The sequence below is a fragment of the Nocardiopsis sp. CC223A genome (assembly GCF_030766825.1).
Lineage (GTDB): Bacteria > Actinomycetota > Actinomycetes > Streptosporangiales > Streptosporangiaceae > Nocardiopsis.
Genome location: NZ_JASFDV010000065.1, coordinates 15706 through 41935, shown reverse-complemented (window position 1 = coordinate 41935; position 26230 = coordinate 15706). Strand labels below are relative to the sequence as shown.

Here is a 26230-nt window from a genome sequence, read left to right as displayed (position 1 = left end):
CCACCACCCCCGCCCCGGCACGCCGCCGGTCGCCGACCCGGCCACCGCCGCCGAGGCGTTCCCCGAGGCGTTCACCCGCGTCCACGGGGTCGCCCTGCCCCGCGCCCCGTGGACGTTCACCGAAGTGGAGACCACCCGATGACCTGGACCTCCGCGGCGGGGCTGGAGCTCACCGACCTCGTCCCCGCCGGGCTGCGGGAACGCTGGGTGCGGGACGGCCTGTGCCCGGGCCGGGACCTCTACTCCCTGTTCCTGGACCGGGTGCGGGAGGACCCCGCCCGTGCGGCGGTCGTGGACGGCCACGGCACCCTGGACCGGGCCGGGCTGGCGGCGCGGGTCGGCCGGGCAGCCGCGCTGCTGCGCGACCGCGGCTGCGGCGAGCGCGACGTCATCGGCGTTCTGCTCCCCGACGGCCGGGACGCACTCGCCGTCGAACTCGCCGCCGCCGTGCTGGGCGCCGTCTCCCTGCCGATCCCGCACGGCCGCTCCGCCGCCGACGTGTCCTGCCTGCTGGCCCGGTCCCGGGCCGCCGCCGTGGTCACCGACCGCGACGACACCGCGGGCGCGCCCGTCCTGCGCCCGGACCCCGGGACCCTGGACGGCGACGGCCCGCCGCCCGCCGCGGCCGCCCCCGACCCGGAGTCCCCCGCCCGCATCCTCGTCTCCTCGGGCTCGGAGGGCGAGCCCGGCATGGTCGCCTACAGCCACAACGCCATGGCCGGGGGCCGGGGCGCCTACGTCCGGGCGGTCCTGGGCGAAGGACCAGTCCGCCCGCTGATCGCGGTCCCGCTGGCCTCCTCCTTCGGGTCGCTGGGCCTGGTCGCCCTGATCCGGCTCGGGGCGACGCTCATCGTCCCCGGCCCGTTCGACCCGGTGCGGGTGCTGCGTTCGATCGAACGGCACCGGCCCACCCACCTGGTCGGCGTCCCCACCATGCTGCGGCGCACCGCCCTGGCGGAGCAGGACGCCGACACCTCCTCGCTGCGCGCGCTCGTGGCCAGTGGCGCACCCCTGCACCGTGAGGTCCGCGACCTGTGCGAACGGCGCTTCGGGCGACCCGTGGTCAACGTCTACGGGTCCACCGACGGGGTCAACTGCCACACCGCGCACGACCCCGCCGCCTGGGAGCCGGGCATGGCCGGGCGCCCCGATCCCGCCGTCTGCGAGATCCGGGTGTGCGACCAGCAGGGGCGGCCGCTGCCCGCCGGGGAGACGGGGGAGATCCTCGCCCGCGGCCCGATGACACCCCTGTGCCACGTGGCCGCCCCCGCCCTCGACGCCCGCGGACGCGCCCCCGGCGGGTGGGTGCGCACCGGCGACCTGGGCCGGATCGACGCCGACGGGACCCTGCGGGTGGTGGACCGGCTGCGCCGCACCGTCATCCGCGGCGGTGTCTCCCTCCACCCCGCCGAGGTGGAGCGCGCCCTGGCCGCCCACCCCGCGCTGGCCGAGGTCCAGTGCGTACCCGTGCCCGACCCCGACCTGGGCGAGCGCGTGTGCGCCTGCGTCTGCCCGCTGCCCGGGGTGGACCCGCCCACCCCTGAGGAGCTGCTCTCCCACCTGCGCGACGGGCACGGCGTGGACGTGCGCGCCCTGCCCGAGCACGTGGTGTTCCTGCCCGCGCTGCCGCTCGGCCCCACCGGGAAGGTGTGCACCGCCACCCTGACCCGGATGGCCGCCGAGGCGGTCCGCGACCGACCGACCGTACTCTCTGGAGGCCCCCGATGAACGGTACCGCCACGGCACCCGGCTACGTCTTCGACAACCACAACGAGAACGCCACCGACCAGCACCGCTTCCTGGCCGCCGCCTACGACCCGCTGACCACCCGCGGACTGGCGCGGGCCGGGGTCGGACCCGGCTGGCGCTGCCTGGAGGTGGGCGCCGGCGGCGGCAGCGTCGCCCACTGGCTGGCCGACCGGGTCGCCCCCGGCGGTTCGGTCACCGCCACCGACGTCAAACCCGAGCACATCGCCCCCGCCGAGGGGCTGGAGGTGCTGCGGCACGACATCACCCGGGACCCGCTGCCCGAGGCGGCCTTCGACCTCGTCCACTCCCGCCTGGTCCTGCTCCACCTGCCCGAACGCATCAAGGTCCTGGACCGGCTGGTGCGCGCCCTCAAACCCGGCGGCGTGCTGCAACTGGACGAGTTCGACATCACCTACGGCCCGTCCCTGCTCATGCCCGACGACGGCGCCCGGGACCTGTACGAGCGGTTCCTGGCGGCGAAGATCCGGCTGATGGCCCGGGCCGGCGCCGACCCCGCGTGGGGCCGCAACGCCGCCGGGGCGATGCGCCGCGCCGGGCTGGTGGAGGTCGACCCGCGGCCGCACCTGGAGCTGTGGACCGCCGAATCCCCCGGCGTGCACCTCATCTCCCACCACACCCGCCACCTGCGGGACGCGTTCGTCCGGGAGGGGATGACCGACGGGGAACTGGCCCGGGTGCGGGACCTGCTGGCCGACCCGTCGTTCCGGGCCTGCTCCTGCGCGGTCTACTCCGTGCAGGGCCGCAAACCGCTCTGACCGGCCGCCCGGTGCGGGGCGGCCAGCGCTCGGTCCACGAGGTGCCCGGCCGCCCCGGTGTAGGCGGCCGGGTCGAGCAGCTCGGCGACCCGTTCCGGGGTCAGGGACACGGCGGCCTCCCGGGCGAGCAGGTCGGCCAGGGGCGTGCCCTCGGCGGCGGCCCGCACCGCCAGCCCGCCCAGGAGTTCCCCGGCGGCGGCCTTCCCGAGTTCGGGGGCCAGGGCCGCTGCGACGCGCTCGGTCGCCACCGCGCCACCGGTCAGGTCCAGGTTGGCCCGCATCCGGTCGGCGTGCACCACCAGTCCTGCGGTGAGTTCGGCGGCGGTGCGGGCGGCCCCGCCGGTGAGCCGCAGGCAGTCGCGCAGGGGTCCCCACTCGGCGTGCCAGGCGCCCGCCGAGCGTTCGTCCTCCGCCGACACGCACAGGTGCAGGACCGACGCCAGTGCCGGGACCCGCAGGGCCGCGGAGCGGATCAGGGTGGCCAGCACCGGGTTGCGCTTGTGCGGCATCGCCGAGGAGGCGCCCCGCCCGGCCGCCGCCGGTTCGCCGACCTCGCCGATCTCCGTCCTGACCAGGACCTGCACGTCCGCCGCGATCTTGCCCAGCGCGGCGGAGGTGAACGACAGCGCCGACGCCAGGTCGGCGACGGGGGTGCGCAGCGCGTGCCAGGGCAGCACCGGCACGTCCAGGCCGGTCTCCCGGGCGTACGCGGCCGTGAGCCGGTCGGCGTACCCGCCCGGGTCCCGGCCGGGGGCGTACTCCAGGTACCCCGCCAGAGTCCCGGCCGCCCCGCCGAGCGAGACCGGGGTGCGCACCGACCGCAGCCGCTCGGCGGCGTCCATGACCAGCAGCCGCCATCCGGCCGCCTTGAGCCCGAACGTGGTGGGTACCGCGTGCAGGGCCAGCGTGCGGCCCGCCATCGGGGTGTCCCGGTGCTCGCGGACCAGGCGGGCCAGGGAGTCCGCGGTGTGCTCCAGGTCGGCCAGGATCACCGCCGCGGCCCGGGAGCAGACCAGCATCGCCGCGGTGTCGAAGACGTCCTGGCTGGTCGAACCCCGGTGCACGTACTCGGCGGCCGTGCGGTCGCGGGCCCCCACCTCCCGGGTGAGCGCGCCCACCACGGCGATCACCGGGTTGGCGCTCTCCCGGGAGGCCAGCGCGATCTCCCGGACGTCGAAGGCGGCGGAGCGGGCCGTGTCGGTGATGACCCGCGCCGCGTCCGCGGGCACCGTGCCCAGCCGGGCCTGGGCGCGGGCCAGCGCGGCCTCGGCCTCCAGCAGCGCGCGCAGCCATGCCGGGTCGTCCACCGCCGCCTCGACGGGGGTTCCCGCGTACACGGGGGAGAGCAGACCGCTGTCGGGGCTCATGGTGCCGCCTTCCGGGTTCCGAGTGCGAGGTCCAGGGTCGCGCGGGCGATCGCGTCCGCGTCGGCCAGGGTCACCGAGTCCGCGCCCGGCCGCACCCCGACCGCCGTCGCCCAGTGCACGCCCTCGGTGGGGACGCCGAAGGCGAACCGGCGCGGGTGGGCGTTCCCGCGGGCGTCGACCAGGCGCTGCGGACGCGCGGTGACGTCCAGGCCGCCGGTCACGTGCGCGGGCCCCGCCGGGTCCGGAACCCGGTGGGGCGCGCAGGCCCCGGTCGCCAGCAGGTGGCGCAGCAGGGGGTCGGCGGTTCGGTGCAGGTCGGGCTCGGGCAGGCGCGCCTCGATGAGGACCCGGGCGGTGACGCGCTCCCCGAGCGCGGAACCGGCGGCGAACACCCCGTCGTGCACGGCCACGCGCATCCCCGGGCCCAGGACGTCCAGGACACCGGCCTCGATGAGGGCGATCATCTCCTCCACCCGTGAGAGCGGCGGGCCGATCGACAGGTGGGCGTTCAGCGGTGTGAACCACCCGTAGAGGTCGTCCCGGTGCGATCCGCCGGTCAGGCCCCGGTGCTCCACGGCGGAGCGGATCTCGTTGCGCAGGTCGCGCAGCACGTCCAGGGCGGCCTTGACGGGGTCGTCGACGTTGCCGCCGCGGGCGGTGCGCACGTCCCGGCGCAGGTGGCCCAGCAGCCGGGCGCGGTGGCCGGTCCGACCGGTCCGGGCCGGAAGGGGCGGGGCGGCCCAGTCCCAGCGGCCGGTGATCCCCGCCCCGGCCAGCAGGTCCTCCCGCCGGTGGCGGGAGGACTCGGCCGCGTAGGCGTCGGCGAAGGACGCGCCGTCCCGGCCGCGGCGGGTGAGCAGCGCACCGTAGTGGACGGCCTCGACCTCCCGGGTGATGAGCGGCCACAGGTCGGTGCGCAGGTGCAGCGGGCCCCGGGCGTGCTCGCGCAGGCCCCGCAGGCGTTCGGCGGTCAGCAGCCGGGGGAGGTGACGGCCGGAGGGGCCCTTCTGGTCGCGTCCCCGGGCCCGGTGGGGGACACCGCGGCGCGAACCGGCGACCAGGCGGGGCTCGGTGCCGGAGGGGCGGTAGACCGGGCGCCCCCCGCTGCGTTCGTAGACCCCTCCGCGGCCTTCGGTGAGCAGGGACATGTAGTCGAAGAAGGCCAGCCCCAAGCCGCGCAGCAGGACGGTCTCGCCGGGGGCGATGCCCGACAGGTCCGCGTCGGCGGGGTTGGCGGGCGGGATGTGCAGCAGCCCCGGGACCTCCTCCGCCGCGGGCGCGGTGTCCACGTGGCCCTGGCACAGCACGACCGCGTCCAGGCCGGTGAGCCTGCGGCCGTCGGCGAGTGTCAGGGCCTGCGGTCCGGTGTCCCCGTCCAGGGCGACCGCGCGGGTCCGGTGGACGCGTACGCGCACGTGGCCGGGTGCGCGGGCGACCACCCGGGCGAAGACGTCGGCGAGGTAGCGCCCGTACAGGGCCCGCGTCGGATAGGCGTCGGCGGCCGGGGCGTCCCCCCGGCCGCGAGCCCAGTCGTACAGGGAGGGGCCGGGCTCCACCGGCCCGGCCATGGTGACGGCGTCGTCGGTGTAGGCGGTGACCTGCGCGGACACGGTGTTCATCAGCAGGTGCGGTGACTGGTCGGTGCGCCAGACCCGGCCCGCGCCGGGTGGGAACGGGTCGACGGCGTGCACGGTCACGGTGCGGGGCCCGGGCCGGCGGCGGGCGTTGGCGAGCAAACGCTCCAGGACGGCCAGTCCGCGCGGACCCAGCCCCACGATCGCGAGGGAGGTCCGGTCGTCGGTCACGGTGCTCCCCGCGGTCAGCGCACCGGCGGGGTCATGCCGGTGCCGATCCCCAGGCGGTTGTAGAGGTTGACCAGGCCGACGGCGGTGACGAGCGCGACCATCTCCCGTTCCGACAGGTGCGCGGCGGCCGCGTCGTGGACCTCGTCCGGCAGGCCGTCCCCGTCCAGCCGGGTGAGGGCGTCCACGACCGCCAGGACGGCGCGTTCGACCTCGGTGAAGTGGCCGCCCGCCTCGCGCCAGGCCGCCACCAGCGCGACCCGCTGCGGGGAGGTCCCGGCCTCCAACGCCTCGCGGGTGTGCAGGTCGACGCAGAAGGCGCAGCCGTTGAGGACGGAGGCGCGGAGCTTGACGAGCGTGTGCAGCCCGTCGTCGAGGACTCCGTCCAGGACCGCGCCCAGGCGGGCCAGTTCCGTGTAGGCCTCGGGGAGGTGGTGCGCCATCTGCGCGCGGGGGCTGCCCATGGGGTTCCTCTGTTCTCTCGGGGGGGAGTCGGCGGCGGGGGCCACCGGACACAGAGAAACTACCAAGGGTCACGGTATCGGCACTGCGGGTTTCCGAATGGTCGTTTCGGTGGGGATCGGTCCCCGTACGTCCCCCGCGGAGCGCCGTCGCCGATCCTCACCCGCCCCGGAGGAGCCAGCGCCGCGTGGTCACTTCGACCAGGACGCGGACGTCCCCGGGGGAGTGCGGGACGGTGATGTCCCAGCCGTCGTACTTGCGCGCGAACGCCTCGATCACCGTGGCGGGGAACCCCTCCCGGTGGATGAGCGCCGTCCCCTCGGCGACCACGGGGCTGCGCCCGTCCTCCAGTGCGAGGGAGACCTCGGGGCGCTGCGCGATGTTGCGCACCTTGACCGATCCCGCACCGGTGGAGATCCACCACGTCGCCTTCGGCCGGTCGAAGACGAACCACACCGGGGTGACGTGCGGCGCCCCGCCGGAGCGTGCCGTCGCCAACCAGACGCCGTGCTCCGTGGCCAGGCGCCGGGCGACGGCGTCGGACACCTCCGCGTCGTGCCCCGGGCCCGTCCGGTCGGCGTTCACGCGGGAACCGACCCTTCGGTGGGCGCGCCGGTGACGGGGACGAGTGGCATGGTGCTCCTGTGCGGGTGATCGGTGGGGTCGGTTCGCGGGGCCGCGGACGCCCGGCCGCTCGTACCCGGCGGAGGTGTTCTCCGCGCGGGTTCCCACAGGGGGCGGCCCCGTCCGCGACGGCGATCCTACACAGGGGCCGACGGGCGCCGTGAGGCGCGCCGCGCCCACGGCCGCGAGGCCGTGGGGACCCCCGCCGGGTTCGCGGCGGGGAGGATGCCGAGGTGCCCGCTCCGCGATCGGGGCGGTGGGCACCCGCGGGAGTCCCGGGTGCGGACGGTCCGCCGTTCCCGGGTTGTCACAACACATCAACGGACGTTAGTTTGTTGGTATGTCCTCCGACTCCTGCGACCTCCTCTGCCTCGACCTGCCCCAGGCCGAGGCGGTCCGTTCCGTCGTGCCCGCCGACGGGGACGTCCGGCCCGCCGCCGAACGGGCCCGCGCTCTGGCCGACCCCACCCGGCTGCGCATCGCCCGCGCCCTCCAGGTGGGCGGGGAACTGTGCGTGTGCGACCTGGCCTGGGTCTGCTCCGCCGCGCAGAACCTCGTCTCCCACCACGTCCGGCAACTGCGCGCCGCCGGGCTGGCGGCGTCGCGGCGCGACGGCAAGCTCGTCATGTACCGCCTCACCGACACCGGTCGCGCCCTGCTGTCCCTGCTGCTGCCCGATCCCGACTCCGAGCCCGCCGTGAGCGGGGGCTGAGCCGTGTCCGACCTGTGCTGCGGTGACGACGACGCCTTCGAACCGCCCCGGAAGCGCCCGTTGCCGAACCTCGGACCCGCTCCCGCAACCCAGGGGCCGGCCTCGGTCACCTGCCCCTGCTGCTCCGGCGGCGACGCACCCGGGCCCGGCCGCCCGGCCGCCGCCCCGCTCACCGGCGCCGACGGCCGCTGCGCGGACGATCCCCGGCGCTCCGCCGGGGAGGAGGCGGTCACCGGGGTCGGCTGCGGTGACCCCGCCTGTGGTCCTCCCGCTTCCGAACCGGGGGAGGTGCCGGGTGCCCGGTGGCACTCGGCCGCCGGGGAGGGTGCGGTCACCGGGGTCGGCTGCGGTGACCCCGCCTGTGGTCCTCCGGCTTCCGAACCGGGGGAGGTACCGGGCGCCCGGTGGCACTCGGCCGCCGGGGAGGGTGCGGCCACCGGGGTCGGCTGCGGTGACCCCACCTGTGGTCCTCCGGCTTCCGAACCGGGGGAGGTACCGGGCGCCCGGTGGCACTCGGCCGCCGTGCGCTGGGCCGCGGCCGCCGGGGTGTTCTGGCTGGCCGGGCTGCTCGCCGAGTGGCCGACGGACGCCCCCGTCGTCGCGACCGCGCTGTTCGCCGCCGCCGTCGCGGCGGGCGGCCGCACCTTCGTCCCCGGCACGCTGCGGGCCCTGGTCCGCGGCAGGCTCGGCGTCGGCACGCTGATGACCGTGGCCATGGTCGGCGCCGTCCTGCTCGGGGAGGTGGGCGAGGCCGCCATGCTCGCCTTCCTGTTCTCCCTGGCCGAGGCGCTGGAGGACCACGCCGTGGCGCGCACCCGCCGCGGCCTGCGCGCCCTGCTCGACCTGGTGCCCCCGAAGGCGACCGTGCTGCGCGGCGGCCGCGAGGACACCCTCGCCCCAGCCGAACTGCGGGTGGGCGACCTGCTCCTGGTCCGGCCCGGCGAGCGCATCGCCACCGACGGCGTGGTCCGCTCGGGCCGCTCCACCCTGGACACCTCGACCGTCACCGGCGAGTCCGTCCCCGTCGAGGCGGCCGCGGGCACCGAGGTGTTCGCCGGGACCGTCAACGGCGGCGGCGCCCTGGAGGTGGAGGCCACCGCCCGGGTGGCCGACAACTCCCTGTCCCGGGTCGTGCACATCGTCGAACGCGAACAGGCCCGCAAGGGCGCCGCGCAGCGCCTGGCCGCCCGGATCGCACGCCCCCTGGTGCCGGGCGTCCTCGCGGCCGCGGCGCTGATCGCCGTGGCCGGGTCCCTGTTCGGCGACCCCGGGGTCTGGATCGAGCGCGCCCTGGTGGTGCTGGTCGCCGCCTCCCCGTGCGCCTTCGCGATCTCCGTCCCCGTCACCGTGGTCGCCGCCGTCGGAACGGCGAGCCGCTCGGGGGTCCTGGTCAAGGGCGGGGCCGCCCTGGAGGCGTTCGGAACCGTGCGGGTCGCCGCCCTGGACAAGACCGGGACCCTCACCCGCAACACGCCCGCCGTGGTGGCCGTCGAACCCGCCCCGGGGCGCACCCGGGAGGAGGTCCTCGCCGCGGCGGCCGCACTGGAGGCGCGCAGCGAGCACCCGCTGGCCGCCGCGATCCTGGCCGCCCACCCCGACCCGGTGCCCGCCCGGGACGTGACGGCGGTGGTCGGCAGTGGCCTGGCCGGAACCTCCGCCGACGGGACCCCCCTCCGGCTGGGCCGCCCCGGCCACATCGACCCCGGCCCCCTGGCCGCGGCCGTGGCCCGCCTCCAGGACCGGGGCGCCACCACCGTCCTGGTCGAGGCGGGCGGCGAGGTGATCGGGGCGGTCGCGATCCGCGACGAGCCGCGCCCCGAAGCGGTGGAGGCGGTGGCCGCCCTGCACCGCATGGGCGTGCGCACGGTCATGCTGACCGGCGACAACGAGCGCACCGCCCGCGCCCTGGCCGCCCAGGTCGGCATCGGGGAGGTCCACGCCGACCTGCGGCCTCAGGACAAGGCGGCCCTGGTCGCCGACCTGCGCCGCCACGGGCCGGTGGCGATGGTCGGCGACGGCGTCAACGACGCCCCCGCCCTGGCGGCCGCCGACACCGGCGTCGCGATGGGCGCCATGGGCACCGACGTCGCGATCGAGACCGCCGACGTCGCCCTGATGGGCGAGGACCTGCGCGCCCTGCCCCGGGCCCTGGCCCACGCCCGCCGCTCCCGGCGGATCATGCTCCAGAGCCTGCTGCTGTCAGGCGGGATCCTGCTCGTCCTCGTCCCGCTGTCCGCGTTCGGGGTGCTGGGGCTGGCGGCCGTCATCCTCACCCACGAGCTGGCCGAGGTCCTGGTCATCGCCAACGGCGTCCGCGCCGGCCGCCGTCCCGGGCCGCACTGATCCGGAGCCGGTGCGCCGGGGTACGGGCAGGAGGAGGGCCAGGAGCGCGGTCGCGGCCTGTACCGCCGCCAGGGCCCAGAAGACGGCGGTGTACCCGGAGGCCGGGCCGCCCCCGGTGGGCCCGGCGGCGGCCAGGGGGACGAGCGCGGCGAGCCCCACCGCGCCGCCGGCCTGCTTGGCGGTGTTCATCAGACCCGAGACGGCCCCGGCGTCCTCGGCGCGCGCCCCGGAGGTGACGACGGCGGTCAGCGGCGTGGTGAACAGCCCCGCCCCCAGCGCGATCGCCACGGCCGGGCCCGCGATCGCCGTGAGGTAGGTGCCCGCGGTCAGGGCCGTCGCCTGCCAGGCGAAGCCCGCAGCGGCGACGAGGGCCCCGGCGACCACCAGGGTGCGGGCCGGGAAGCGCTCCATCAGCCGGGGCGCCACCCGCCAGCCGACGAGCAGGGTGACCAGGGTGTGGGGGAGGAACCCCAGCCCGGTGGCCAGCGCCCCGAACCCCAGGGCCTCGTGCATGTGGAAGGCGAGGAAGTACCACATCGGGATCTGGAAGCAGGCCCCCGCCGGCAGCATCAGGAGGTTGCCCACACCGGTCGCGCGGTCGCGCAGCAGCCTCGGCGGCAGCAGCGGGGTGGCCGCCGCACGGGTCTCGACCACGGCGAGGACGACCAGCGCGAGGACGCCCCCGGCCAGGCAGGCGATCGCGGCCGGATCCGCCCAGCCGTGGTCGGTGGCGCGGGTGAGGCCGTAGGTGAGCGCGGTGAGTCCGACGGTGGCCGCCAGCGCCCCGGGCAGGTCCAGGCCGCCGCGTGCCGCCGCCCGGCGGTGCCCGCCGGTCAGCACGCGCAGGGCCGTGCCCAGGGCGAGCAGCCCCAGGGGGACGTTGACCAGCAGGACGGCGCGCCAGGACAGCACCTCGGTGAGCAGCCCGCCGACCAGGTTGCCCGAGGCCCCGCCGACCAGGCCGACCGCCGTCCAGACGGCCAGCGCCCGGACCCGCGCGGGGCCTTCGGGGAAGGCGGCGGTCAGCACGGTCAGCGTGGCCGGGGCCAGCACGGCGGCGCCCAGCCCCTGTGCGGCGCGGGCGGCGACCAGCGCCCACGGCGCGGTGGCCAGCCCGCCGACGAGGCTGGCCGCGGTGAACAGCGCGAGTCCGGCGGTGAACACCTGCGTCCGCCCGTACAGGTCGGCCAGACGGCCGCCCAGGAGCAGGAACCCGGCGAAGGCCAGCGCGTAGGCCCCGGCCACCCACTGCACCCCGCCCGGGGTGAAGTCCAGCGCCGTCCGGATCGGCGGAAGCGCGACGTTGACCACCGAAACGTCGAGCACCACCATGAACTGCGCCGCGCAGACCAGGGCGAGCACGCCCCGGTGCGCCGCGCCGGAGCCGGCCGCGCGTTCTCCCATGACGCCCCTCCGCAATAAAGCGATGTGGTCACATTGTTTTGCCTGTGACCGTAGCCGGGCTACGATGGTCCGGTCAAACCGATGCGATCACATCGAAAAAAGAGGGGGTGGCGATGGAGCGGCGGGCCCGCGGCCGGGGGGCCGCCTACGACCGGCGCCGGAACGAGATCGCGGACGCGGTCCTGGAGGTGGTGGCCGACCAGGGGCTGGCGGCGGTGTCGCAGAGCACGGTCGCCGCCCGCGCCGGGGTCTCGCCCGGCCGGGTCCAGCACTACTTCCCCGCCCGCCACGAGCTGATCGAGGCCGCCTTCGACCGGGCCAACGCCCTGAGCAGCGCCCGCATCGCCGCCCGGGTCGGCGCGGACGCCCCGCCCCGCGAGGCGCTGACCGTGGTGCTCACCGAGCTGATCCCCCACGACACCGCCACGCGCACCCACATGCGCATCCGCCAGTCCTTCACCGCCCTGGCCCTGTCCGAGGAGTCCATCGCCGCCCGCATGCGCCGCGACTACGAGCGCTTCCACGGGCGGCTCGCCGACCTGCTGCACCGGGACCGGGAGACCGGCGCCCTCCCGGCCGCGGTGGACCCCGGCCGGGAGGCGGTCGCCCTGGCCGCCCTCGCCGAAGGCCTGGCCTACTACGTCCTCATCGGCCGCGAGAGCGCCGACGCCGCCCGCGACCGGGTGCTCTCCGCGATCGCCGACCTCTACACCTGACCCGCCCCGGCGGCACGGGCCGGGGGGTTGCCGGGGCCCGCCGGCAGCGGATACAAGGGAGATCCGAGAGGGCCGCGGGTGCGGACCGCACCGCGCCGGGCGGCCGATCCGACCCCGGGGAGCGAACATGGAGCACACGGCCGCGGACATGCCCAACCCCCTGGAACAGCGGACGGTCGCGGACCTGCGCCGGCGCACCAGCATGAAGTGGCGCACCTACCCGGAGGACGTGCTGCCCCTGTGGGTGGCGGAGATGGACGTGCCCCTGGCCGAGCCGGTCGCCCGGGCCCTGCACCGAGCGGTGGAGCTCGGCGACACCGGCTACCCCGCCGACGGGCGCGCCTACGCCGAGGCGCTGGCGGGGTTCGCACAGCGCCGCTGGGGCTGGAAGGGCCCGGACGTGGAGCACACCGCCCTCGTCCCCGACGTCATGCTCGGCATCGTCGAGGTCCTGCGCCTGATCACCGGTCCGGGCGACACGGTGATCGTCAACCCGCCCGTGTACCCGCCGTTCCACGCCTTCGTCGCCCACGCCGACCGGCGCGTCGCCGCGGCACCGCTCGGCGCGGACGGCCGCATCGACCTCGACACGCTGGGGGAGGCGTACGCCGCCGCCCGCGCCCGCGGCGGCCGCCCGGCCCACCTGCTGTGCAACCCCCACAACCCGACCGGCGCGGTGCACACCCCGGACGAGCTCGCGGCCGTGGCCGCCCTCGCCCGGGAGTACGGCGTCCGGGTGGTCTCCGACGAGATCCACGCCCCGCTGGTGCTCGACGGCGCGCGGTTCACGCCCTACCTCGGCGTCGACGGAGCCGAGGACGCCTTCGCGGTCACCTCGGCCTCCAAGGCGTGGAACCTCGCCGGGCTCAAGGCGGGGCTCGTGCTCGCCGGACCCGGGGCGGCGGACGACCTGGCCCGCATGCCCGAGGAGGTCGGCCACGGGCCCAGCCACCTCGGGGTGCTGGCGCACACCGCCGCCCTGAACGAGGGCGGCGCGTGGCTCGACGCCCTGCTGGCGGGCCTGGCCGCCAACAGGGCGCTGCTGGGCCGACTGCTCGCCGAGCACCTGCCCGGCGTCGGGTACACCCCGCCGGAGGGCACCTACCTGGCCTGGCTGGACTGCCGCGGGTCGGGGTTCGACGACCCCCGCGACACGGACGGACCCGGAACCGTCACCGAGCTGGCCGGTCCGGCGCGCGTCTTCCTGGACCGGGCGCGGGTGGCGCTCAGCTCCGGGCATGCCTTCGGCTCCGGCGGCGCGGGCCGGGTGCGCCTGAACTTCGCCACGTCCGGGGCGATCCTCACCGAGGCGGTGCGGCGCATGGGGGAGGCGGTGCGCGCCGCCGGCTGAGCCGGCCCCGGCTCAGATCACCGACAGTTCGCGGAGCTTGGCCTCGACCCGCGCGTCGTCCGGTTCGACGTCGTGGGTTCCGTCCGGATAGACGACCACCGGGATGTTCGTCCTCCCCGAGATCTCCCGCGCCCGCTCGGTCGCGGCCGGGTCGTGCTCGACGTCGATGTACTCGAAGGGCACCGCCAGCTCGGTGAGCCGCTTCTTCGTGCGCCGGCAGTCCCGGCACCAGTCGGCCCCGTAGACGCGGATCGCCGCCTCGTCCATCCGTTCTCCCTCTGGGTGGTTCACCGCCCCAGTGTCCCCTACGCGGACGGGACCGTGAACAGGACGTGTCGCCCGGTCAGGGGAGGAGGCCGCCGACGAGCATACCCAGCGCGGAGGCGAGCAGGCCGAGCAGGAGCATCCCCCCGGCGTACACGAGCGCGACCCCCCAGGAGCCCGTGCGCAGCAGCCGGACCGCCTCGACCGAGGCCGTGCTGAACGTCGAGTAGCCGCCGAGGAACCCCACCCCGGCGACCGCCGGGAGTTCACCGGCGGGCCCGTGGGCGAGGGCGTACCCGGTCAGCAGGCCCAGCAGCAGGCAGGCGGAGACGTTCACCGTCATGGTGCCCAGCGGCAGCCGGGTCCGGTGGGCCCGGGCCAGCGCGGTGTCGACGAGGAAGCGGGAGGCGCCCCCCGCCCCGCCGGCCAGCGCGGTCACCAGCAGCAGGGTCATCGCCGCCCCCTTCCCGCACGGCGCGCGACCGCCGCCACCGCCGCGACGCCGAGACCGGCCGCGGCGACACCGGCGGCGACGCTCACCACCGCGTAGGCCGCGGCGACGGGCAGGTGCCCGGCGTCGGCGAGCCGGTCGATCTCGACCACATAGGTGCTGTAGGTGGTGAACCCCCCGAGCACGCCGGTGCCCACGCCCAGGCGGACCCGCCTGCGCCACCCGGTGTCCTCGCCCGCGCGGGAGAGGGCCTCCAGGAGCGCGCCCAGCAGCAGGCTCCCGAGGAGGTTGACGCCGAGGGTCGCCCACGGCCACTGGCCCGCCCCGGCGGGCAGGGCCGACCCGATGCCCGCGCGCATGAGGGTGCCGACCGCCGACCCGGCCGCGACCAGCAGCGCCAGGCCGAGGATGTGCGGCCGGGGACGCGGAGCGCTCACCGGTCCCATGGGCTCGCCGTGTCCTTCCAGTCGACCACGCTCAGGGGCACGGTGATCACCGGCCGGTGCTGGTGGTGGGCCAGGTGCACCGCCACCGACCCCTCGACGAACTCCCGGATCCGCGCACCGGCCCCCGGAGCGCGGGTGCCCACGACGATCGCCGCCGCGTCGACCGCCCGCGCCAGGTGCGTCAGGGCCCGGTCCGGGCGCCCGGCGAGGTAGCGCAACTCCCAGGGCACCGCCACCGGGGCGAGGGCCCGGGTGAGGCGGGCGCGCAGCGCGTCCCGCACGGCGGACCAGGAGTCGTCCACCGAGTCGGCGTCCACGGGTTCATGCCGGACCGTGCCGTCGGGGTACTCCTGGACGGTGAACCGGGCGGGGTCGGCGTAGGCGAAGTAGACGCACGGCGCCCCGGTGGCGGCGGCCAGCGACGCCGCGGTCAGCGGCAGCAGGTCGGGCGGCTCCGGCTCCACCCCGACCACCAGGGGGTGACCGGCGAACGGGGTGATCCTGGAGACCGCGGGCTGCGGTGGTGTGCGCGTCATCGCCGAACCTTTCCGGGCAGGCCGGACCCGCCCCGTGAGAACGGTGCAGGAACCATCGGCCGACCGGCGGTTCGGGCGGGTGCCCCGGCGGGATCCATCGCCGCCGCGAGTCTACCCCGACCGGCGGCGGTCAGGGCGGGGTGAAGGCCGAACGGAAGGCGTCCAGCGCCGCGTCCGGGTCGCCGGAGGCCCAGCCCTCCAGGGCCACCACGCCGCGGTAGCCGAGTTCGTCCAGCGCGGCGGCCACGGCCGGGTAGCGGATCTCCCCGGTGCCCGGCTCACGGCGGCCGGGCACGTCGGCGACCTGGATCTCGCCCACGTACGGCAGCGCCTCGGTGACCAGGGCGATGAGGTTCCCCTCGCCGATCTGGGCGTGGTACAGGTCCAGGTTCATCCGCAGGTGGGGGCTGTCCACGGCCCGGACCAGCGCCAGGGTGTCGGCGGCCCGGGCGAAGGGGGTCCCGGGGTGGTCGACGGCCCGGTTCAGGTTCTCCAGGGTGAACACGCGCCCCGCCTCCTCGCCGACCTCCGCGACACGGCGCAGGGTGTCGGCGGCGTCCGACCACATCCGCGGGGTGGGTTCCCCGGCCACGGGGCGCACCGGGAGGCCGCGCCCGTCGAGGCCGGTGCCGTGCAGGTTCAGCCGCGGGCAGTCGAGCTCCGCGGCGACCCGCACCGATTCCCGGGCCGAGGCGAGGAGGGCGTCCGCGCCGTCCGGCGTGGTGAGGTCGCCGTCCAGGTAGCCGGTCATGGAGGAGAACGCGGCGCCGGTGCGGGCCAGGGCCCCGATGTCCTTGGCGGACCAGTCCCAGATCTCCACCTGGAAGCCGCGCTCGGCGATCCGCCGGACCCGGTCGGTGAAGGGGAGGTCGAGGTAGAGCATCTCCGCGCAGGCGGCGAGGGTGAAGGGGGTCATCCGTCCACCTCGGTGATCTCGACGGGCCGCCCCTCCTGGACGCTGCGCACCGCGGCCAGCGCGATCGACAGGGCGGTGCGCGCGTCCCGGCCGCCGACCGGTGCGGGCGATCCGGTGCGGACGGCGTCGGCGAACGCGGTCAGTTCCGCCAGGTAGGCGGGCCGCATCAGATCGGTGTCCCGCCGTGAGGTGTCGATCCGGATACCGTCGGCGCCGTGCAGGGTCATGTCCGTGCTCCGGCCGTCCCCCATGGTGACCATGCCCCGGGAGCCGAACACCTCGGCGCGCACGTCGTAGCCGTACAGGGCGGAGAAGCTCGCTTCGGCGGTGGCGATGGCGCCGTTGTCGAAGGAGATGGTCACCACGGCGGTGTCGAGGTGGCCGGAGGGGCGGGCGTCGGGGCGGATCAGGGCGTCGGCGACGGCGTGCACCCGGACCGGCGCGGCGGTGGGGTTGAGCCGGCACAGGGTGTCGAAGTCGTGGATCAGGGTCTCCAGGAAGATGGTCCACGGCGGTATGCGGGCGGGGTCGGCGGTGAAGGGGCCGGGGTCCCGGGTGAGCGACCGCATCAGGTGGGGTGTGCCGATCTCGCCCCGGTCGATCGCGGCGCCCGCCGCGGCGAACCCGGGGGAGAAGCGGCGGTTGAAGCCGACCTGGAGGACGGTGCCCGCGCGCTCGGCGGCCCGGATCGCCCGGTCGGCGTCGGCCAGGGTGACCGCCATGGGCTTCTCCACGAACACGTGCCTGCCGGCCTCGGCCGCGGCCACCACGAGGGCGGTGTGCTCGCGGGCGGGGGCGGTGATGATCACCCCGTCGATCTCCGGGCGGCCGATCACCTCGTGGGGGTCGGCGGTGGCGACGGGGGCGCCGAGCCGCGCCGCCAGTTCCTCGGCGGCCTTCAGGGACACGTCGCCGACGGCGGCGAGGCGGACCCCGGGGACGTGACGGGCGAGGAGTTCGGCGTGGTTGGCGCCGATCCGCCCCGCGCCGATGACCCCGAGGAGGAGTTCGCGGTCGGCGGGGTCTGCGGGTGGTGGGGTGGCGGGAACGCTCACGACGGCCTCCGAAAGGAAAACTAGTACGTTCTAGTTCGGCTAGACTAGAACGTACTAGTTTCAGTGGTCAAGCGGATCTCGACAAGGGGGGCCCGATGGGCGGAACGCGTCCCACCATGGCCGACGTGGCGCGGGAGGCGGGCATCTCCACCGCCCTGGTGTCCATCGTGATGCGCGGCGCGCCCGGTGCCAGCGAGGCCACCCGGGCCAGGGTCAAGCGCATCGCCGAGGAGATGGGCTACGTGCCCGACGACCGGGCCCGCAAGCTCCGCCGCGCCCGCTCACGGCTGCTCGGCGTCGCCTTCCACCTCCAGCACCCCTTCCACGCGGACCTGGTCGAGGAGATCTACGCGGCCACCGCCGACAGCGGGTACGAGGTCGCACTCAGCGCCGTGACACCCCGCCGCGACCAGGCGACCGCGGCCCGGGCCCTGCTGCGCGAACGCTGCGACGCGGTCGTCCTGCTGGGCGGCGGCATGGACGGGGCGGCCCTTGCGCGGCTCGCCGACCAGGTGCCGACGCTCTTCGTCACCGGTCCCTGCGCCGTCCCCGGGGTGGGGGTCGTACGCGCCGACGACGTCACCGGCGTGTCCCTGGCCGTCGACCACCTGGTGGGGCTCGGCCACCGCGGGATCGCCCACATCGACGGCGGGACGGCCGCCGGGGCCGCCGAGCGCCGCACGGGTTTCCTCGACGCGGCGCGGCGCCACGGCCTGGCCGACACGGTCGAGGTGGTCGGCGGGGGGCCCACCGAGGTCGAGGGCGCGGCGGGCGCGCGGGAGCTGCTGGCCCGGCGCGAACCCCCCACGGCCGTGGTCGCCTTCAACGACCGGTGCGCGCTGGGGGTCCTGGAGGCCCTGGCCAGGGCGGGCGTCGGTGTGCCGGAACGGATGTCCGTGGTCGGCTACGACGACTCCCGCTTCGCCCGCAGCGCCTTCACCCGCATCACCACGGTCGCCCAGGACGCGGAGCTCATGGCGCGCACGGCCGTCTCCGGCGCCCTCGCCCGGATCGACGGCGCGGCCCCCGCGGAGGCGGTGCTGCCCGTGCGCCTGGTCGCCGGGGAGACCACCGGCCCGGCCGCGGCGGCCGGGGCTCCCCCCGGCGGCCTCCAGGTGTGACGGCACGGGCCGCCTGAACAGGGCGAACGCCTAGCACCGAACCCGCGGCGGGGCGGGGCCGCACCGTTGGGCACAATGCCTCTATGGGTGGAACCGACGTCACCACGTCCGTGCTCTGGGCCGCTCTGGGCGGCCCGCCCCTCCTGGCGGAGGGGGTGTCCTACCGCGGTGCCGGGGCGGTGCTCCCCGCCCGGCTGCCGGTGCGGGAGCTGGCCCGCGCCACCGTCGGGGTGTGCTCGCTGGCCGCGGCCGAGCTGCTGGCCGCGCGCGGCGGCGCCCCCGTGCGGGCGGTGGAGGTGGACGAGGGCGCGGTGGCCACCGCGTTCGTCAGCGAACGCCACCTGCGGGTGGACGGGCGCCCGATGGTGCCGTTCGCGCCCCTGTCCGGGTTCTGGCGCACCGCCGACGGCTGGGTGCGCACCCACGCCAACTACCCCCACCACCGGGCGCGGCTGCTGTCCGCCCTGGGCCTGGCCGGGGACACCGACGCCGAGACCCTGGGCCGGGAGCTGGCCGGGCGGCCGGCCCGGCAGGTGCAGGAGGCGGTGTACGCCGCCGGGGGCCTGGCGGTGGCCGTGGCCGACCACCCCGACCCCACCCGCCCTCCCGTGGTGGAGGAACGCCTCATGTGGGGCCCGGCCGACCGGCCCCTGGGCCCCGCGGACCTGCCGGCCGCCGGGGTGCGGGTGCTGGACCTGACCCGGGTGATCGCCGGACCGGTCGCCACCCGGACCCTGGCCCTGCTCGGCGCCGACGTGCTGCGGGTGGACACCCCCCGCCTGCCCGAGGACCGCGACACCCACATCGACACCGCGCCCGGCAAGCGCTCCACCCTGCTGGACCTGGCCGCGCCCGCGGACCGGGAGGTGTTCGAGGACCTGCTGGCCTCGGCCGACGTGGTGGTCACCGGCTACCGCCCCGGGGTTCTGGACCGGTACGGGCTGTCCCCCGAGGACCTGGCCGAACGCCGCCCCGGGGTGATCACCGCGGCCCTGTGCGCCTGGGGCTGGTCCGGCCCCCGCTCCGGGCGGCGCGGGTTCGACAGCCTGGTGCAGGCCGGGGTCGGCATCGCCGCCGCGGAGGCCGGGGAGGACGGGACCCCGGGCGCGCTGCCCGCCCAGGCCCTGGACCACGGGACCGGGTACCTGCTGGCCGCCGCCGTCCTGCGCGCCCTCACCGACCGGTCCGCCGACGGCCTCGGCCGCGACCTGCGCCTGTCCCTGGCCGGGACCGCCGGGCTGCTGCTGCACGGCATCGAACCGGTCCCCGCACCCGCGGGCGCCCACGACCCCGAACGGTGGCTGACCACCGCCGACTCCCCGTACGGCAAGCTGCGCTACGCCCGCCCGCCGATCGGCTACGCCGGGGCGCCCGCCGACTGGGCGACCCCGCCCACCCGGTGGGGCTCGGACCTGCCCGCCTGGCGCTGACCGGCCCGGGCGGGTCCGGCCGGAGCGGGGCGCCGGGGCGGTCAGCCGGTGAGGGTCAGCTCGAAGGAGTAGCGCGAGGCCCGGTACAGGTGGGAGCCGTGCTCCACCACCCGGCCCACGTCGTCGTAGACGGTGCGGTCCATGGTGAGCAGCGGCGCGCCGCGGCCCTCGCCCAGGACGCGCGCCTCGGCGGCGGTGGCGTTGCGCGCCCCGATGCTCTGGGAGGCGATCTTCAGCCGCACCCCGGCGGCGCGCAGCAGCTGGTAGAGCCCGTGCTCGGACAGCGTCGCCTCGTCCAGCCGCACCAGGTCGGTCGGGACGTGGTTGCGCATCAGCGCCAGCGGTTCGTCGCGGGCGTAGCGCAGCCGCTCGATCACGTAGGCGTGTTCCCCCGGTGCCAGTTCCAGGATGGTCGCCACCGCCGCCGGGGGCTCCTCCACGGCGAACCGCAGCACGTCGGTGCGCGGCCGCTCCCCGGCGCGGTCCAGGTCGTCGTAGAGGCTGGACAGCTCCACGGGGCGGCGCACCCGCGGCCGCACCACCTGGGTGCCCACCCCGCGTTTGCGCACCAGCAGTCCGCGGTCCACCAGGTACTCGATGGCGCGGCGCAGGGTCGGCCGGGACAGGCCGAGCCGGTCGGCCAACAGCATCTCGTTCTCCAGGCGGGTCCCGGGGGGCATCTCACCGCCCAGGATCCGCCGTTCGAGCTCCTGGGCGACCTGGAAGTAGAGGGGGACGGGGCTGGCCCGGTCCAGGGGGATCGACAGCGGGGTCTGGGTCACGGGCACATCCGTTCCGGGGTCGTGCGGGCTCTCTGCCACAGGGACAGTGTACCGAAAACACTGTTGACCGAAGATGAATACGTCCATATGTCTAGACAAAGTATTGACAGTGGTGCGGTGGTGGCGTGACTATGGGGTCTCGATGTGACGCGCACGACACATCGCTGAGACACGACGCACGTGAAAGGCCCCTCCATGCGCATTGGCCTGGTAGGAACCGGACGCATCGGCATCGCGCACGCCGCCGCCGTCGCGGCCCGCCCCGAGGTGGACGAGCTGGTCGTGGCCGACCTCGACCCCGCCCGCGCCGGAGAGGCCGCCCGCCGCACCGGCGCCCGCGCCGCGGACCGGATCGAGGACCTGGTCGAACCCGGGGCCGTCGACGCCCTCGTCGTCACCGCCGCCACCGACGCCCACCCCGGGCTGATCCTGGCCGGGGTCGCCGCCGGGACCCCCGTGTTCTGCGAGAAGCCCGTCGCCCCCACCGTCGCCGAGACCCTGCGGGTCCGCGACGAGGTCGAACGCTCGGGCGTCCCGGTCCACATCGGGTTCATGCGCCGCTTCGACACCGGGTACCAGCGCGCCCACCAGGCCCTGCGCGACGGCGAACTCGGCGAGCTGCACCGGGTCCACGCCACCACCTGCGACATGGCCCCGCCGCCCGCGCGGTACGTGCCCGGCTCGGGCGGGCTGTTCCGCGACTGCCACGTCCACGACTTCGACATCCTGCGCTGGGTCACCGGCCGCGAGGTGGAGGAGGTCTTCGCCTACGGGGCCAACCGCGGCGCCGCCTACTTCGCCGAGGCCGGCGACGTCGACACCTCGGCCGCCGTGCTGCGACTGGACGACGGCACCCTGGCCACCCTCCAGGGGTCCCGCTACAACGGCGGCGGCTACGACGTGCGCATGGAACTGGCCGGCTCGCGCGCCACCCTCGCCGTCGGCCTGGACGAGCGGGTGCCGCTGCGCTCGGCCGAGCCCGGTACCTCCTTCCCTCCCGGCAGCCCCTGGGAGGAGTTCTGGTCCCGCTTCACCCCCGCCTACGAGGCGGAGATCTCCGCGTTCATCTCGATGGTCCGCGACGGCTCGCCCAGCCCCTGCACGGTCGCCGACGCCCTGGAGGCCGTCCTCGTCGCGGAGGCCGCCGACCTGTCCCGGCGCGAACACCGCCCGGTCCGGATCGGGGAGGTGCGGCCCTGACCCGCCCGACGCCCACCGCGAGTACTCCAGGGAGACCCACGTGAACACCCCGAACCCCGGCCCGGGGGACGCGAGCCCCATCGGCTCCCGCCCCGCCGGCCCGCCCGACCCGGCCGAAGTCCTGACCATGGGGCGCGTCGGCGTCGACATCTACCCCGACCAGGTCGGAGTCGGCCTGGACGAGGTCACCTCCTTCGGCAAGTACCTGGGCGGCAGCCCCACCAACGTCGCCGTGGCCGCCGCCCGCCACGGCCGCTCGGCCGCCGTCGTCACCCGCGTCGGCGACGACCCCCTGGGCCGGTTCGTCCACCGGGCCCTGGCCGGGTTCGGCGTGGACGACCGCCACGTCCGCGCCGTCCCGGGCACCGCCACCCCCGTCACCCTGTGCGAGATCTTCCCGCCCGACGACTTCCCCCTGTACTTCTACGGCCGCGACCCCGCCCCCGACCTGCTCATCGGCGCCGGTGAACTCGACCTGGACGCCGTCACCGGGGCCGGGCTGTTCTGGGTCACCGTCACCGGACTGTGCCGGGAGCCGAGCCGCTCCGCCACCCTGGAGGCGCTCAAGGCCCGCGACCGCGGCGGCATCACCGTCATCGACCTCGACTACCGGCCGATGTTCTGGGAATCCCGTGAGGAGGCCCGCCGCTGGGCCGCCCTGGCCCTGCCGTACGCCACGGTCGCCGCGGGCAACCTCGACGAGTGGGAGACGGCCGTGGGCACCCGTGACCCGTGGGAGGCCGCCCGGCGCGGCCTGGAGCTGGGCCTGGAGCTGGCCGTCGTCAAACAGGGCCCCGAAGGCGTCCTCGCCGTCGACGCCACCGGCGCGTTCCGGGTCCCGCCGGTCCCGGTCGACGTCGTCAACGGCCTCGGCGCGGGCGACGCCTTCGGCGGCGCGCTGTGCCACGGACTGCTCAGCGGATGGGACACCGAGCGCACCGTGCGCTTCGCCAACGCGGCGGGCGCCATCGTGGCATCGCGGCTGTCCTGCTCCGACGCCATGCCCACCTCCGCCGAGGTCGAGGCCAAGCTCGGGGAGGTCTCCCATGTCGGTTGACACGCTCCGCACCATCGTCGAGACCCGGCTGCACAACCCGGGCGCCATCGCCGAGGCCGCGGCCGTGCGGGTGCGCCCCGCCTCCCCGGTGGGCCCCGGCGGCAAGGCGATGATCGTCGCCGCCGACCACCCCGCCCGCGGCGCCCTGCGCTCGGGCGACCGGCCGATGGCGATGGCCGACCGCATCGACCTGCTGGACCGCCTGTGCGCCGCGCTGGCCCGCCCCGGCGTGACCGGCGTCCTGGCCACCGCGGACATCCTGGAGGACCTGCTGCTGCTGCGGAACCCCGACGGGACGGGCGTCCTGGACGGCAAGTCGGTCTTCGGCTCGATGAACCGCGGCGGACTGGCCGGCGCCGCCTGGGAGATCGACGACCGGTTCACCGGCTACGACGCGGCCGGGATCGTCCGGATGGGCTTCGAGGGCGGCAAGATGCTGCTGCGCCTGGACTACGACGACGACCGGACCGTCCCCACCCTGGAGAACTGCGCCAGGGCCGTCAGCGAACTCAACGCGGCCCGGGTCACGGCCATGGTCGAACCCTTCGTCTCCGGCCGCACCGACGGCGTCATCCGCAACGACCTGACCCCGGACGCGGTCGCACGCTCCATGGCCATCGCCTCCGGCCTGGGCAACGCCTCCGCCTACACCTGGCTCAAACTGCCGGTCGTCGAGGAGATGGAACGGGTCATGGCCACCTCCACCCTGCCGGCCGTGCTGCTGGGCGGCGAGGTGCCCGAGGACCCCGACGCCGCCTTCGCCCGCTGGGGAGAAGCGCTCAAACTACCGAACGTCATCGGCCTGACCGTGGGCCGATCCCTCCTCTACCCGGCCGACGACGACGTCGTGGCCGCCGTCGACGCCGCTGTGGGGTTGCTGTGAGCAAGTACTACCTGCCCGCGGGGAGCACCGCCGCCCCGCCGTTCCGCACCGTGATCACCCCCGAGACCGCCGGGTGGGGGTACTCCGGGCTCCGCGTCCTGGAACTGGCGCCCGGCCGGAGCCGGGAGATCGACACCGGCGACGCCGAGACGCTCGTCCTGCCGCTCAACGGCGGGTGCTCGGTCACCGTCGACGGGCTGGAGTTCGCGGTCACCGGCCGCCGGTCGGTCTTCACCCGCGTCACCGACCTCGTCTACCTGCCCCGCGACGCCCGCGCCGTGATCTCCAGCGAGTCCGGCGGCCGGTTCGCGCTCCCCTCCGCGCGCTGCGAACGCCGCCTGGAGCCGCGCCACCTACCGGCCGAGGACGTGCCGGTCGAACTGCGCGGCGCGGGACAGGCCAGCCGCCAGGTGAACAACTTCTGCACCCCCGGCACCCTGGACGCCGACCGGCTCATCGCCTGCGAGGTCCTCACCCCCGGCGCCAACTGGTCCTCCTACCCGCCGCACAAGCACGACGAGGCCACCGCCGACGAGTGCGAACTGGAGGAGATCTACTACTTCGAGGTCTCCGGCGGCCCGGCCGGCCCCGGCATCGGCTACCAGCGGGTCTACGGCACCCCGGACCGCCCCATCGACGTCTTCGCCGAGGTGCGCTCCGAGGACGCCGTCCTCATCCCGCACGGCTGGCACGGCCCGTCCATGGCCGCACCCGGCTACGACCTGTACTACCTCAACGTCATGGCGGGCCCCGGCCCCGAGCGCGCCTGGCGGATCTGCGACGACCCCGCGCACGGCTGGGTCCGCGACACCTGGGCCGGCCAGGGGACCGACCCCCGCCTGCCGCTCACCTCGACCCGGGAGAAGGAGGGCCGGACCCGATGACCGATCCCACCGGCACCACGACCGTCCGGCTCACCACGGCCCAGGCCCTGGTCCGCTTCCTCGCCGCGCAGTACAGCGAGCGCGACGGCGTCGAACAGCGGTTCGTCCCCGGCGTGTGGGGCATCTTCGGCCACGGCAACGTCGCCGGGCTGGGCCAGGCGCTGCTCCAGGCCGCCGTGACCGGCGAGGCCGACCTGCCCTACCACCTCGCCCGCAACGAGCAGGGCATGGTGCACGCCTCCGTCGCGTTCGCCAAGACCCGCAACCGGCTCCAGGCCTTCGCCTGCACGGCCTCCACCGGCCCCGGCTCCACGAACATGGTCACCGGCGCGGCGCTGGCCACCACCAACCGCATCCCGGTCCTGCTGCTGCCCAGCGACATGTTCGCCACCCGGATGCCCGATCCGGTGCTCCAGCAGCTGGAGGACACCCGCGGCGGCGACGTGACCGTCAACGACGCGTTCCGCCCGGTGTCCAAGTACTTCGACCGCGTCACCCGGCCCGAGCAGCTGATCCCGGCCGCCCAGGCGGCCATGAGGGTCCTGACCGACCCCGTCGAGACCGGCGCCGTCACCCTGTGCCTGCCCCAGGACGTGCAGGCCGAGGCCTACGACTGGCCGGTGGAGTTCTTCCGCAGGCGGGTGTGGCACATCGGCCGCCCGCTCCCGGAGCCGGACGCGCTGGCCCGCGCCGCGGCGGTGATCAGGGAAGCGCGGCGGCCCCTGCTGATCGCCGGCGGCGGCGTGGTCTACTCCGAGGCCGAGACCGCCCTGCGCGAGTTCGCCGAGGCCACCGGCATCCCGGTCGCCGACACCCACGCGGGCAAGGGCGCGCTGCCTTGGGACCACGACCGGGCCGTCGGCGGTGTCGGCTCCACCGGGGCCGCGAGCGCCAACGAGCTGGCCCGTGAGGCCGACGTGGTGATCGGCGTGGGCACCCGCTACAGCGACTTCACCACCGCCAGCCACACCGTCTTCGCCGACCCCGGCGTCACGTTCGTCAACCTGAACGTGGCCCGGCTCGACGCCGCCAAGCACGCGGCCGCCCAGCTGGTCTGCGACGCGCGCACCGGCCTGGAGGCGCTGCGCCGGGAACTGGACGGCTGGCGGGTCCCGGACGCGCACCGGGCCCGCAGCCGGGAACTGGCCGACGCGTGGGCCGCGGTCACCGACGCCTGCCGCCGCGTCGAGCACGGCCCGCCGCCCGCCCAGACCGCCGTCCTGGGCGCGCTCAACGAGGAGCTCGACGACCGCGACGTCATCATCAACGCGGCCGGGAGCATGCCCGGCGACCTCCAGATGCTCTGGCGGGCCCGGGACCCCAAGGCCTACCACGTCGAGTACGCCTACTCCTGCATGGGCTACGAGGTGGCCGCCGGCGTCGGCGTCAAGATGGCCGACCCCTCCCGCGAGGTGGTCGTCCTGGTCGGCGACGGGTCCTACCTGATGATGGCCCAGGAGATCGTCACCATGGTCTCCGAGGGGCTGAAGGTGATCATCGTCGTGGTCCAGAACCACGGCTTCGCCTCCATCGGGGCGCTCTCGGAGTCCCTGGGCTCCCAGCGCTTCGGCACGAAGTACCGCTACCGCGATCCCGCCACCGGACGGCTCGACGGGTCCGTCCTGCCCGTCGACCTGGCCGCCAACGCCGCCAGCCTCGGGGCCGAGGTCATCCGTGCCGAGGGGATCAAGGGCTTCCGCGCCGCCATCGCCCAGGCCAGGGCCGCCGACACCACCACCGTCGTCCACATCGAGACCGATCCGGAGGGTCCCAACCCGCCCGGCAGCGCCTGGTGGGACGTGCCCGTCGGCCAGGTGTCCGACCTGGACAGCACCCGCGACGCCTACGAGACCTACCGCTCCCAGAAGCAGGGACAGCGCCACTACCTGTGACGCCGCC

Annotated in this window: 24 protein-coding genes, 1 pseudogene and 1 riboswitch; of the genes and pseudogenes, 13 read left to right on the top strand and 12 right to left on the bottom strand. The window is 76.0% G+C overall.

Going from position 1 to position 26230, the window contains the following annotated elements; translation table 11 throughout:
* Window positions 1–138: 138 nt before the first annotated feature.
* Complete coding sequence (locus QJS33_RS22715; protein ID WP_306370070.1) at window positions 139–1728, top strand: class I adenylate-forming enzyme family protein; 1590 nt, start codon at window positions 139–141, stop codon at window positions 1726–1728.
* A complete protein-coding gene (locus QJS33_RS22710; protein ID WP_306370069.1) occupies window positions 1725–2525 on the top strand; it encodes a methyltransferase domain-containing protein in 801 nt (266 codons plus the stop codon). Before QJS33_RS22715 ends, QJS33_RS22710 begins: the two co-directional genes overlap by 4 nt.
* Here QJS33_RS22710 and pcaB read toward each other — a convergent pair.
* The 4 genes from pcaB to QJS33_RS22690 form a co-directional block, all read right to left on the bottom strand.
* On the bottom strand, window positions 2495–3892 hold the full coding sequence (gene pcaB / locus QJS33_RS22705) for a 3-carboxy-cis,cis-muconate cycloisomerase (protein WP_306370068.1): 1398 nt from the start codon (window positions 3890–3892) through the stop codon (window positions 2495–2497). The two genes, QJS33_RS22710 and pcaB, sit on opposite strands and share 31 nt — an antisense overlap.
* Window positions 3889–5697 carry an FAD/NAD(P)-binding protein gene (locus tag QJS33_RS22700; protein WP_306370067.1) on the bottom strand — a complete coding sequence of 603 codons (1809 nt, stop codon included), beginning with the start codon at window positions 5695–5697 and terminating at the stop codon, window positions 3889–3891. Before QJS33_RS22700 ends, pcaB begins: the two co-directional genes overlap by 4 nt.
* Before the next feature lie 14 nt (window positions 5698–5711).
* Window positions 5712–6158 (bottom strand): carboxymuconolactone decarboxylase family protein, encoded by a 447-nt coding sequence (locus QJS33_RS22695; RefSeq protein ID WP_306370066.1) that lies wholly within the window; start codon window positions 6156–6158, stop codon window positions 5712–5714.
* A 157-nt stretch (window positions 6159–6315) separates the two neighbouring features.
* The gene (locus tag QJS33_RS22690; protein WP_306370065.1) at window positions 6316–6741 is read right to left on the bottom strand and encodes a pyridoxamine 5'-phosphate oxidase family protein; all 426 of its coding nucleotides are present in this window, start codon (window positions 6739–6741) and stop codon (window positions 6316–6318) included.
* 379 nt (window positions 6742–7120) lie between these two features.
* On the opposite strand from QJS33_RS22690, the gene QJS33_RS22685 reads away from it, so the two are divergent.
* Both QJS33_RS22685 and QJS33_RS22680 read left to right on the top strand, forming a co-directional pair.
* The gene (locus tag QJS33_RS22685) at window positions 7121–7492 is read left to right on the top strand and encodes a metalloregulator ArsR/SmtB family transcription factor (protein WP_306370064.1); all 372 of its coding nucleotides are present in this window, start codon (window positions 7121–7123) and stop codon (window positions 7490–7492) included.
* Window positions 7493–8014: 522 nt separating this feature from the next.
* Entirely contained in the window at window positions 8015–9835 is a 1821-nt protein-coding gene (locus QJS33_RS22680) for a heavy metal translocating P-type ATPase (protein ID WP_372339702.1), read from the top strand.
* A gap of 213 nt (window positions 9836–10048) precedes the next feature.
* Here the strand turns inward: QJS33_RS22680 and QJS33_RS22675 are convergent.
* Window positions 10049–11167: pseudogene (locus QJS33_RS22675) on the bottom strand (MFS transporter); the annotation flags it as partial.
* A 185-nt stretch (window positions 11168–11352) separates the two neighbouring features.
* Here QJS33_RS22675 and QJS33_RS22670 point away from each other — a divergent pair.
* Window positions 11353–11955 carry a TetR/AcrR family transcriptional regulator gene (locus QJS33_RS22670; RefSeq protein WP_306370073.1) on the top strand — a complete coding sequence of 201 codons (603 nt, stop codon included), beginning with the start codon at window positions 11353–11355 and terminating at the stop codon, window positions 11953–11955.
* 127 nt (window positions 11956–12082) lie between these two features.
* Entirely contained in the window at window positions 12083–13306 is a 1224-nt protein-coding gene (locus tag QJS33_RS22665) for a MalY/PatB family protein (RefSeq protein ID WP_306370062.1), read from the top strand.
* Between the two features lie 12 nt (window positions 13307–13318).
* Here QJS33_RS22665 and QJS33_RS22660 read toward each other — a convergent pair whose 3' ends face one another.
* The 6 genes from QJS33_RS22660 to QJS33_RS22635 form a co-directional block, all read right to left on the bottom strand.
* Window positions 13319–13597, bottom strand: coding sequence for a glutaredoxin family protein (locus tag QJS33_RS22660; RefSeq protein ID WP_306370061.1), 279 nt, complete (start codon window positions 13595–13597; stop codon window positions 13319–13321).
* A gap of 52 nt (window positions 13598–13649) precedes the next feature.
* Window positions 13650–14024 carry a CrcB family protein gene (locus QJS33_RS22655; RefSeq protein ID WP_306370060.1) on the bottom strand — a complete coding sequence of 125 codons (375 nt, stop codon included), beginning with the start codon at window positions 14022–14024 and terminating at the stop codon, window positions 13650–13652.
* Window positions 14021–14458, bottom strand: a complete 438-nt coding sequence (locus QJS33_RS22650; protein ID WP_306370059.1) for a CrcB family protein — start codon at window positions 14456–14458, stop codon at window positions 14021–14023. The genes QJS33_RS22655 and QJS33_RS22650 overlap by 4 nt, the downstream gene beginning before the upstream one ends.
* Entirely contained in the window at window positions 14455–15003 is a 549-nt protein-coding gene (locus QJS33_RS22645; RefSeq protein WP_306370058.1) for a universal stress protein, read from the bottom strand. The genes QJS33_RS22650 and QJS33_RS22645 overlap by 4 nt, the downstream gene beginning before the upstream one ends.
* 39 nt (window positions 15004–15042) lie before the next feature.
* A riboswitch (Fluoride riboswitch) is annotated at window positions 15043–15114 on the bottom strand.
* A gap of 19 nt (window positions 15115–15133) precedes the next feature.
* Entirely contained in the window at window positions 15134–15919 is a 786-nt protein-coding gene (locus tag QJS33_RS22640; RefSeq protein WP_306370057.1) for a TIM barrel protein, read from the bottom strand.
* Window positions 15916–16974: a Gfo/Idh/MocA family oxidoreductase gene (locus QJS33_RS22635; RefSeq protein WP_306370056.1), complete on the bottom strand. Its 1059-nt coding sequence runs from the start codon at window positions 16972–16974 to the stop codon at window positions 15916–15918. Before QJS33_RS22635 ends, QJS33_RS22640 begins: the two co-directional genes overlap by 4 nt.
* Window positions 16975–17069: 95 nt before the next feature.
* On the opposite strand from QJS33_RS22635, the gene QJS33_RS22630 reads away from it, so the two are divergent.
* Window positions 17070–18095, top strand: coding sequence for a LacI family DNA-binding transcriptional regulator (locus tag QJS33_RS22630; protein ID WP_306370055.1), 1026 nt, complete (start codon window positions 17070–17072; stop codon window positions 18093–18095).
* An 83-nt stretch (window positions 18096–18178) separates the two neighbouring features.
* Window positions 18179–19525: a CoA transferase gene (locus tag QJS33_RS22625; protein WP_306370054.1), complete on the top strand. Its 1347-nt coding sequence runs from the start codon at window positions 18179–18181 to the stop codon at window positions 19523–19525.
* Between the two features lie 41 nt (window positions 19526–19566).
* Here the strand turns inward: QJS33_RS22625 and QJS33_RS22620 are convergent, their stop codons facing one another.
* Complete coding sequence (locus QJS33_RS22620) at window positions 19567–20307, bottom strand: GntR family transcriptional regulator (protein WP_306370053.1); 741 nt, start codon at window positions 20305–20307, stop codon at window positions 19567–19569.
* Between the two features lie 195 nt (window positions 20308–20502).
* On the opposite strand from QJS33_RS22620, the gene QJS33_RS22615 reads away from it, so the two are divergent.
* The 5 genes from QJS33_RS22615 to iolD all read left to right on the top strand — a co-directional run bounded on the left by QJS33_RS22615 (window position 20503) and on the right by iolD (window position 26223).
* Window positions 20503–21507: a Gfo/Idh/MocA family oxidoreductase gene (locus QJS33_RS22615; RefSeq protein ID WP_306370052.1), complete on the top strand. Its 1005-nt coding sequence runs from the start codon at window positions 20503–20505 to the stop codon at window positions 21505–21507.
* A gap of 79 nt (window positions 21508–21586) precedes the next feature.
* Window positions 21587–22564, top strand: coding sequence for a 5-dehydro-2-deoxygluconokinase (gene iolC, locus QJS33_RS22610; protein WP_306370072.1), 978 nt, complete (start codon window positions 21587–21589; stop codon window positions 22562–22564).
* Complete coding sequence (locus tag QJS33_RS22605) at window positions 22554–23447, top strand: aldolase (protein ID WP_306370051.1); 894 nt, start codon at window positions 22554–22556, stop codon at window positions 23445–23447. The genes iolC and QJS33_RS22605 overlap by 11 nt, the downstream gene beginning before the upstream one ends.
* Window positions 23444–24331 (top strand): 5-deoxy-glucuronate isomerase, encoded by an 888-nt coding sequence (gene iolB, locus QJS33_RS22600; RefSeq protein ID WP_306370050.1) that lies wholly within the window; start codon window positions 23444–23446, stop codon window positions 24329–24331. Before QJS33_RS22605 ends, iolB begins: the two co-directional genes overlap by 4 nt.
* Complete coding sequence (gene iolD / locus QJS33_RS22595) at window positions 24328–26223, top strand: 3D-(3,5/4)-trihydroxycyclohexane-1,2-dione acylhydrolase (decyclizing) (RefSeq protein ID WP_306370049.1); 1896 nt, start codon at window positions 24328–24330, stop codon at window positions 26221–26223. Before iolB ends, iolD begins: the two co-directional genes overlap by 4 nt.
* The last annotated feature ends 7 nt before the right edge of the window (window positions 26224–26230 follow it).

What these genes read in the sequence shown, in the direction of transcription:
- QJS33_RS22615 (WP_306370052.1), top strand. Translation starts at nt 20,503, where the DNA reads ATGCGCATTGGCCTGGTAGGAACCGGACGCATCGGCATCGCGCACGCC.
- QJS33_RS22605 (WP_306370051.1), top strand. Translation starts at nt 22,554, where the DNA reads ATGTCGGTTGACACGCTCCGCACCATCGTCGAGACCCGGCTGCACAAC.
- QJS33_RS22695 (WP_306370066.1), bottom strand. Translation starts at nt 6,158, where the DNA reads ATGGGCAGCCCCCGCGCGCAGATGGCGCACCACCTCCCCGAGGCCTAC.
- QJS33_RS22630 (WP_306370055.1), top strand. Translation starts at nt 17,070, where the DNA reads ATGGGCGGAACGCGTCCCACCATGGCCGACGTGGCGCGGGAGGCGGGC.
- QJS33_RS22710 (WP_306370069.1), top strand. Translation starts at nt 1,725, where the DNA reads ATGAACGGTACCGCCACGGCACCCGGCTACGTCTTCGACAACCACAAC.
- iolD (WP_306370049.1), top strand. Translation starts at nt 24,328, where the DNA reads ATGACCGATCCCACCGGCACCACGACCGTCCGGCTCACCACGGCCCAG.
- QJS33_RS22625 (WP_306370054.1), top strand. Translation starts at nt 18,179, where the DNA reads ATGGGTGGAACCGACGTCACCACGTCCGTGCTCTGGGCCGCTCTGGGC.
- QJS33_RS22670 (WP_306370073.1), top strand. Translation starts at nt 11,353, where the DNA reads ATGGAGCGGCGGGCCCGCGGCCGGGGGGCCGCCTACGACCGGCGCCGG.
- QJS33_RS22645 (WP_306370058.1), bottom strand. Translation starts at nt 15,003, where the DNA reads ATGACGCGCACACCACCGCAGCCCGCGGTCTCCAGGATCACCCCGTTC.
- QJS33_RS22640 (WP_306370057.1), bottom strand. Translation starts at nt 15,919, where the DNA reads ATGACCCCCTTCACCCTCGCCGCCTGCGCGGAGATGCTCTACCTCGAC.
- QJS33_RS22715 (WP_306370070.1), top strand. Translation starts at nt 139, where the DNA reads ATGACCTGGACCTCCGCGGCGGGGCTGGAGCTCACCGACCTCGTCCCC.
- QJS33_RS22685 (WP_306370064.1), top strand. Translation starts at nt 7,121, where the DNA reads ATGTCCTCCGACTCCTGCGACCTCCTCTGCCTCGACCTGCCCCAGGCC.
- pcaB (WP_306370068.1), bottom strand. Translation starts at nt 3,892, where the DNA reads ATGAGCCCCGACAGCGGTCTGCTCTCCCCCGTGTACGCGGGAACCCCC.
- QJS33_RS22665 (WP_306370062.1), top strand. Translation starts at nt 12,083, where the DNA reads ATGGAGCACACGGCCGCGGACATGCCCAACCCCCTGGAACAGCGGACG.
- QJS33_RS22655 (WP_306370060.1), bottom strand. Translation starts at nt 14,024, where the DNA reads ATGACCCTGCTGCTGGTGACCGCGCTGGCCGGCGGGGCGGGGGGCGCC.